This is a genomic window from Vibrio sp. R10-SG3-ISO10, from assembly GCF_059834185.1.
In genome coordinates this window covers 41,127-49,331 of record NZ_JCBDHG010000006.1, presented here as the reverse complement: position 1 = coordinate 49,331, position 8,205 = coordinate 41,127, and the positions used below count along the sequence as shown (strand labels likewise).

General features: G+C 44.0%; 9 protein-coding genes. 7 read left to right on the top strand and 2 right to left on the bottom strand.

Translation table 11 applies throughout. The annotated features are described in order from the left end of the window. The 6 genes from pstA to AC6R16_RS03775 all read left to right on the top strand — a co-directional run. A partial coding sequence (pstA, locus tag AC6R16_RS03800) for a phosphate ABC transporter permease PstA (protein WP_500673653.1) occupies window positions 1–1,108 on the top strand: 1,108 nt, incomplete at its 5' end. A gap of 122 nt (window positions 1,109–1,230) precedes the next feature. Continuing rightward, a complete protein-coding gene (gene pstB, locus AC6R16_RS03795; RefSeq protein ID WP_500673658.1) occupies window positions 1,231–1,971 on the top strand; it encodes a phosphate ABC transporter ATP-binding protein PstB in 741 nt (246 codons plus the stop codon). 31 nt (window positions 1,972–2,002) lie between these two features. Further along, window positions 2,003–2,479, top strand: coding sequence for an arsenate reductase/protein-tyrosine-phosphatase family protein (locus AC6R16_RS03790; RefSeq protein ID WP_172848856.1), 477 nt, complete (start codon window positions 2,003–2,005; stop codon window positions 2,477–2,479). 66 nt (window positions 2,480–2,545) lie between these two features. Further along, window positions 2,546–2,947 carry a hypothetical protein gene (locus AC6R16_RS03785; RefSeq protein ID WP_172848857.1) on the top strand — a complete coding sequence of 134 codons (402 nt, stop codon included), beginning with the start codon at window positions 2,546–2,548 and terminating at the stop codon, window positions 2,945–2,947. An 80-nt stretch (window positions 2,948–3,027) separates the two neighbouring features. Beyond that, window positions 3,028–3,288, top strand: coding sequence for a hypothetical protein (locus AC6R16_RS03780; RefSeq protein ID WP_500642028.1), 261 nt, complete (start codon window positions 3,028–3,030; stop codon window positions 3,286–3,288). A 191-nt stretch (window positions 3,289–3,479) separates the two neighbouring features. Next, entirely contained in the window at window positions 3,480–3,716 is a 237-nt protein-coding gene (locus tag AC6R16_RS03775) for a hypothetical protein (RefSeq protein WP_500642027.1), read from the top strand. Window positions 3,717–3,864: 148 nt separating this feature from the next. Here AC6R16_RS03775 and AC6R16_RS03770 read toward each other — a convergent pair whose 3' ends face one another. Beyond that, window positions 3,865–5,862, bottom strand: a complete 1,998-nt coding sequence (locus AC6R16_RS03770) for a putative bifunctional diguanylate cyclase/phosphodiesterase (protein ID WP_500642026.1) — start codon at window positions 5,860–5,862, stop codon at window positions 3,865–3,867. A gap of 229 nt (window positions 5,863–6,091) precedes the next feature. Here AC6R16_RS03770 and AC6R16_RS03765 point away from each other — a divergent pair, with 229 nt between their 5' ends. After that, entirely contained in the window at window positions 6,092–7,087 is a 996-nt protein-coding gene (locus AC6R16_RS03765; RefSeq protein ID WP_500673652.1) for a PstS family phosphate ABC transporter substrate-binding protein, read from the top strand. A gap of 217 nt (window positions 7,088–7,304) precedes the next feature. On the opposite strand, the gene AC6R16_RS03760 is transcribed toward AC6R16_RS03765, so the two are convergent. Continuing rightward, entirely contained in the window at window positions 7,305–7,922 is a 618-nt protein-coding gene (locus AC6R16_RS03760) for a LysE family translocator (protein WP_172848862.1), read from the bottom strand. Between the last annotated feature and the right edge of the window lie 283 nt (window positions 7,923–8,205).

Sequence of the window (8,205 nt, the reverse complement as noted above, 5' to 3'; positions counted from 1 at the left end):
CGCCATCCTGTTTGTCGCCATCGTCACAGCAGGTCTTGGGGCTTTCACAATCACCGAGATCAAGATGAGCTATGTGATCAATGATAAGACGCAGTCTGACTCCCCCACCAAACTCATTAGAGACAGACTTAAGGCAGATTTTAGTTCGGTTGAGAGTCGCTCAGAGCGACGCAAGTTGTATCAGCTACTGTCGCCGGAATCTGAATACATCCTGCAATCCGCCATTGAGCAGCAGGCCTCCTCATCTGGCCGCATCACAATTTGGTTACCCGCTGGCGATGCGGTGAACCAATTCTATAAGAATCAGAATAATTCGAACCTCTCTGATTTAGAGCAATCCTGGATCAGGAAACTCGCTCAACAACAGCGAATCAGAACCAGCTTTAACAAGTTCTTCTTTAGCAATGGCGATAGTCGAAACCCTGAAGTTGCGGGTATCGCCGGTGCATTTATGGGATCTGCCTTCACCATTATCACCGCGTTACTACTGAGTTTCCCCATCGGCGTTGGGGCGGCGATTTATCTTGAAGAGTTTGCCCCAAAGAACAAGGTGACAGACATTATAGAGATCAACATTAACAATCTGGCTGCCGTTCCTTCGATCGTTTTTGGCCTGCTCGGTTTAGCCATTTTCCTGAATGTTTTAGGTTTACCGCGCTCTACTCCTTTGGTTGGTGGCTTAGTGCTTACTCTGATGACATTGCCGACAATCATCATTTCCAGTCGAGCGTCTTTAAAGTCGGTCCCCCCGTCGATACGAGACGGTGCTATGGCAATGGGAGCCTCTAACACTCAAGTGGTTTTCCACCATGTGGTACCGCTTGCCCTGCCTGGAATGTTAACCGGCTCAATCATCGGTATGGCGCAAGCGCTCGGTGAAACAGCGCCGCTATTAATGATAGGTATGGTGGCGTTCATCGTCGACATACCCCAAGGATTTCTCGACGCTGCCACCGCTCTGCCTGTGCAAATTTTTCTCTGGTCTGAAAACCCAGAACGCGGGTTCGCAGAGTTAACGTCAGCGGCCATCATGGTACTGCTGTTCTTTTTGTTTCTGATGAATGGCATCGCGTTATATCTGAGGCGAAAGTTAGAAAGGAGATGGTGATGAGAGACGTGAATACATTGGGGCCCTTTACCTCAGAGATAAAAAAGACAGCGCCAGATGAGAGACTCCAGTCGCAACACAATCGCTCAAGCCTAGGGGTCTATCAATCGCAAAACGCGAGCATGACGACCAAAGATCTTAGTGTTTATTACTCTGGCGTTCAGGCTTTATTTGATGTGAATTTAGACCTAGGCCGCAATGAGGTTCTTGCGTTAGTTGGCCCGTCAGGTTGTGGTAAATCGACCTTCTTACGCTGCTTAAATCGCATGAACGACTCCATACCACATTGTCAGGTTATCGGTGATATGACCCTCGACGGCCAAGATGTCTTTTTCTTGGAGCCTGAAGAGCTGCGTGCTCGGGTCGGGATGGTGTTTCAAAAACCTAACCCTTTTCCCAAATCAATCTATGAAAACATCTGTTACGGGCCCAAACTCCACGGTCTGGTTGAATCCAAGTTGGAGCTTGATCATATTGTCGAAAGCTCGCTCAGAAAGGCCGGGCTGTGGAATGAGGTGTGTTCGAGACTAGACTCACCCGCAACCGGACTATCTGGTGGGCAACAACAGCGATTATGTATTGCCAGAGCGATTTCGATCAGCCCTGAAGTCATTTTAATGGATGAACCATGCTCAGCTTTAGACCCAATTGCGACCGCCCATATTGAAAAACTGATACATGAACTGAGAGAAAATTTTTCGATTGCCATTGTGACCCATTCAATGCAACAAGCCAGACGTGTTTCTCAGCGAACAGCCTACTTTCATTTGGGCAAATTGGTTGAAGTCAATCCAACTGAACAGATTTTCACTCAACCGGAGCATGAACTGACCAGAGGATACCTTCAGGGTCAATTCGGTTGAAACTCTGCATTAGTATTTAAAGGAAACGTCGATGAATCAGAAGATACTATTTATATGTAGACATAACGCAGGACGCAGTGTTATCGCCGAGTCGTTGGCCAAACAGTATTTGCCTTCACAGTTTGCCGTCGCGAGTGGCGGCTCTCACCCAACCGGTTCTATCAACCCTGTGGTTAAACACTTTCTGCAAAACAAAAGTCTCCCGGTTCCACACAATTACGCGCATTCTTGGGAAGAAAGGACGGCATTTCTGCCAGACATAGTGATTACCCTTTGTGATTCTTTACACAATGAACCGACGCCTTTGTGGTTATCTGGGGGGATTAGAGTTCACTGGCAGGCTGACGCTTTTCCCCAGCAAGGCGACGAACAGCAACTTTCCGCCCATTGTGATCTACTCTATGAATCCCTGCAGCGAAGAATCATTGCGATGAGCGGCATACTTCAACAAGCGGATCTCAATGATCAAGACCTCAAGGATGAGCTTGCAAAGCTCAACGCGATGTAAGCCGTTTAGATAGCTCACTCATTCTGATTTCATCAGTCTGAATACCTGTCACACGGATGTCATAAGATGGATTTATCGTTAGAGTCATCATGGTTAAATAGGGACACTTATTTGCAGACCAACAGCTATGTTACGTTAGAAGATAAAGCCAAGCGGAAGTGTATTTTTCAACTACCTAGCTACCTTCGCTCGTACCCAAACTTTGATCATGTCTGTACTGTTCAACCCAATGGAACCAAACTGTTTAAGCCATTTGGAGGTGTTATCTCACTCGATGCCATACTTGGTCGTAAATTGCCGAGACTTGGTTTTGTCCAAGTGGTTAACCTGATTGGCTTGCATCGCGCAGACAACCTGTTGTTTATGACCCCGCAAAACCACAGCGTTGTTGGTTACGAGATGGGCGAAAAATACTACATCGTTTTGCACCATGAGCAACCAATTCTCCGCCAAATGATTGTCAATTAAATCAAACCTACAGCAATAAAACTGTCACATCCTGTCGCTAAAGTACCCCGCGTTATCCTTCGCAGCACCGAATAGAACCTATGAAACGGAAAGCACTTGAAAAAGATCAACAGATCATTCAACTAATGCAGAAACAAGGACTGATAAAGAAGGAAGCCCAAGAGTTAATAAAGGATAATATCTACCGCTTATGCAAAAGTGATGTCACTAAAATCAATAACTACGCACAGCACTTTGGAATGACGGCGAAAGAGAAGCTGATCGATGAAATCCTCGAATTGCGTCGTGAATCACTTCTGGGAAAATACCAACGACTGGCCGATGAGATAGATCCAGCTTAGGGCTCTGTTCCTTGTCACACTATTTTAGCGAGTTACTTTTTGTTATCGGCGAATTACAGCGCCAGCACTTTCATTATCAAATGCATCCTGTTTCATCCGAAAATGCAAGCCAGTGCAAAACATTTTGTTACAGAACTATTGCATAAACTGTTACCATTCTGAGGTCAATTCCAATGCAAGGATGCTGGTCGATGGTTCGCTTTACACTCAGTGATAAAACGCTACTGGATTCTGATAGCCCCGAATATTTTTGGATAAGCTGGATGCTCAGTGAAGGCTACTCTGCCTATAAAATAAAAAACAGCGTCATGAAAGCCTTTGGCGGTGATGAAAGAATTGCCCAGACCATGTTAGATGTGGTCAAAGGCACACAATCTAAATTCGACTTGATCCAACTCGTTCAACAAAACAACGTTGAAGTGGAGTAATTTCTGTTGTTTCATCAAAGCGACATCTGAGCACGTTAGCATTAACGTGGGTTGTGAATCAAGTGACGCGCTGTTTACAGTCCATGTTAAACTCCATTCTAGTTTTGCACCTCTTAGTGAGGTGCATTTTTTTGTCTAAAGAATTAGCTTAAGCGCGGCGCTCTAGCTCAAACACATTATCATCGGATTTGCGTTCGATCAGTTTAGAGACTAGCTGCTGAGCTGGCATAGGCTTCGTCAGGTAATAACCTTGCCCGGTTAAACACCCCATCTGGTAAAGATCCGACTGTTGCTGAGCGGTCTCAACTCCTTCTGCTACAACGGATACCCCCAATTCATTGCCAAGCTGGACTATGTTCTTTAAGAGCACCAAGGATTTGTTACTGGTTGAATAGTTCATAACAAAGCTGCGATCAATTTTGAGCGTTTCGAACTCGAAATCTTTAAGATATGAGAGAGAGGAAAAACCTGTCCCAAAGTCATCCAGAGCAATGCGAACGCCAAGTGACTTAAGCTCAGCAAACAATCTCTGCGCCACTTCTACATTCTCAACCATTACCGTTTCAGTGATCTCAATTTCTATCTTTTCGGTCGGTACACGCGAAGATAATATAGTGCCTTTGAGTGCGTCGTAAAACTCAGGGTGTTTTAGGCTGCGAGCCGAGATGTTAATGCCCATCACTCCGAAATCGATACCCTGCTCAAGCCACTTCGTCTGTTGCTCGAGGGCTTTTTGGGTAACCAACAAATCAAGTAAGCGAATTTGTCCTGTCGATTCTGCCACCGGAATAAAATCATTCGGGTATAGCAAGCCTTTGTGCGGATGCCTCCAGCGCACAAGCGCCTCGACACCTTCAATTTCTTCGTTGCTTAAGTTCCACTTGGGTAAATAGTGCAGCTCCAGCTGATCTTGCTCAATCGCCACGTCAAGGGCATTTTCGGTTTCTTTTTGTGACAGCGCGATACGGTTAAGCTCTTTGGAATAGAACTGGAAGTTGTTTTTGCCCATAGACTTCGCATGGTACATCGCGTTGTCCGCATATCGAATCAAGGTGTCTTGAGTGCTGCTGTCTTCTGGGTAGATAGAGACACCAATGCTGGCTGAAATCTGAACGCTATGACTGTCTAACTGGAAATGACTGGACAGCGACTCAATCAGGTTTGAAGCAATACGATTAGCCACACTGATAGCCGAGCTAACATCATTTAAATGCCCTAGAACAACCACAAACTCATCACCACTAAAACGAGCAGAAAGGTCAGTCACACGAATACAATGGTTCATGCGCTTAGCAACCCCTTTTAATAACTGATCGCCAATCTCATGACCGTATTGGTCATTCACATCCTTAAAATGGTCAAGGTCGATAAACAATAATGCAAAAGACTTTTTAGATCGCTCGGCATTGAGGATCGATTGATTGAGCCGATCAAGGAAAAGCGTTCGATTTGGTAGATTGGTTAAAGGGTCAAAGTAAGCACGGTTATGCAGTAAAGCGTTTTTCTCTTCGATAGCGTTGTTGGCGTCAGTTAAAGACTGCAGCAAGGTATCTCTGTTTTGTTCATATTTGTGCTGAATACGGATTGAGTATGCAGCAATGATAATCACAGCGATGATCAAAGCAATACTGGTGCGGGTGTAAGTCTCAATACCAGATTCATAGCTGGCCTTAATCACACGCTGTATTTCATCGGCCTTACTCGCAAACTCTAGAAACTGCTCATCCCTGCGTACAGAGTTCACGTTGCTGATACGATCCGACTGAACATGTTGATAGTGAGTCTCAACATTGGCCTTAAATTCAGCTAATAGCTCACGAAGAGAAATCAATTGGCTGCGTATCTCCTCATCCTCGACAGCCAAGTAACTTCCCATGATGCTTTCGCCACCTTCAAGCAACGCAACAACGTGCCAATCGGCAATTTCAAGGTAATACCATACCTCTTGGATTGACTGTGCCGTGTCGCCCGACATGATTTCATCAAACCAAAGATATGCCAGTGTGCCATTGATTTTTATCTCCGCCGCCGCTTCAGCAAAAGGAGATTTATCACGAAGCAAATAGTTCGCTTGTGTAACCAATGCAGAGGTAGAGATAATGACTAATAAAGCCAAAAAGGAGGTAAACACGAACTTACGTTTCATAACAGTTGCAATTGGATTGTGTTCTTTCAATAGTTTTTCGGTATCTTTGGCTTAACCTAGCCAAGTTTTATTGCAAACCGATGAATGATTACTAGATTAAAACTTATGCAGTAGTTATTAATGAACATTAAATGAAACTAGCGCTGCTCCATTGTTTATAAACAACAAAAAATCTATATTCTCCGAGTCAAAACAATCATCGTTCGCGTTTAACTAACGCTTTTGCATCATGAATAAACACGTCATTAAGATCTTAACGAACTATTTCTGGTTGGTATTTTTTCTCTCCGCCGGTCATGCGATAGCTAAAGACTTGATTAAGATTGAAGGCTCTAGCACGGTCTATCCAATTACTAAACAATCCGCCCAACAATATATGCTAGCAGAAGGCAGCCGAACCCACGTTGTGATCGGCATTACGGGCACTGGTGGAGGGTTTAGAAAATTTTGCCGTGGGCGAACCGACATCTCTAACGCCTCACGCCCTATCAAAGCAAGTGAATTAGAGTTGTGTAAAGCCAATGGTATCGAGTTTATCGAGCTGCCCATCGCTCTCGATGCAATTACCGTAGTCGTAAATAGAAACAACCACTGGCTCGACGCTATGCCTATCAGCCAACTGGCGAAAATTTGGCAAGCCTCATCAGAGCAGAAGATTCAACTATGGAGTGAAGTCCACACAACCTACCCTTCAAATCCGCTTATACTGCATGGGCCAGGTGCTGATTCTGGTACTTACGACTACTTTGTTAATATGGTTTTAAATAAGGTAGACAGCCGACAAGACTACATTGCTAATGAAGATGACAATGCAATGGCAGCGGAAGTGGCGGCAGATACAAATGCCATGGCCTATCTTGGTTACTCCTACTACCAACAAAATCAAGATAAGCTCAAAGCAGTCGCGATAACCAATACTCACGGAACACCGATAAAACCAAGTGTAGAGAATGTCATCAGTGGTCAATATAGTGACCTTTCACGACCACTCTTCCTTTACGTCAACAAAGCCGCGATCTCGAAAAGAGCAAGTGTTCGCCGTTTCCTTTCCCATACCTTTCATCCAAGAAATATTGAGCGCTCAGTAAGTACCGCGGGTTATATTCCTTTATCTGAGAAAATGTATAGCCAAGCGCGCAATATCATTGGCGAGGGGATTACAGGCTCAAGGTTTACCAGCGACGACACAACAACTAACTTCGAGCAGTTCCTTCAACAAAACTAGCATTGTTCAATTTAATGTGAGCAAGGCTGACTGATGATGTTGTGTAATATCGCATCGAAAATTCCCTTCCATTTAATCCCAACGTCATCGTTGCCAAGCACGACATGCATACAAGCGACTTTGCGTTCAGGATGCACAGAGACAATCGGGGACAAAAACAATTTCGATGAGAAAAATTCTTTTAAATCCTTAAACGTTATATAAGCCGTCATTCTGGCTAACTGACCTCTTTATTACCTAACAGTACTGCTGCAACCATCAAAAAAATACCTGACACTCTATCCAACTGATGCTTCATATTTCCATAAAGTCTATGTGCTATCGACTCTGCAAACTTGCCGTAGAAGCACAGGAATACGCAGTCCATTATTAAGTAAGTAGAACTCAAAACCACAAACTGCATCAACAACCCCGATTCAGGGTTGATAAATTGAGGGAATAAGGCTGCAAAGAAAACCACAGCTTTCGGATTGGCAGCTGATGTTATAAAACCTTGCCAATAAAGAGAGGACTTAGAGCGTTGTTGTCCTTGTTGCTCAATGGTGTTAGAGGGATTAGATAACAATAATTTCATGCCTAGATAAAACAAATACGCTACACCACCCCATTTTACAGCGGTAAAAAAATGTTGTGAATTTGCAATAACGGTGGTTAAACCAAGTGCTGCAATGACCATCTGAAAAAAGTTCGCCGTCAAGTCACCAATCGCGGTATAGATTGATCGTCGAAATCCACTACCCATACTATTCGATAACATAAGCAGTTGACTTGGTCCTGGTGTACTCATTAACACCAACACAGTCACAACATAAGTAAACCAGACATCGATATCCATATTTATTTCCTTTGAAACGGAGCTTATCAGGCAGAAAGGCTAACCTTCTCAACGAATAATTCATCTGACTGACTCAGAGTAGAAATTTGGGCCTACATGAAAACCATTATAAAACAACTCAGTAATGAACAAGTTTAGGTAATAGTGACACAAACCGAGAGTTATTCCACTTTTCGTCCTTTTGGGCATCTCAAATGGTGATTTTGATTAGTGAAAGTACTGCAATTTCTGCTCACATTTATAGTACGAGACGTAAGTGCTAAACACGCAATGGGGCAAGAAC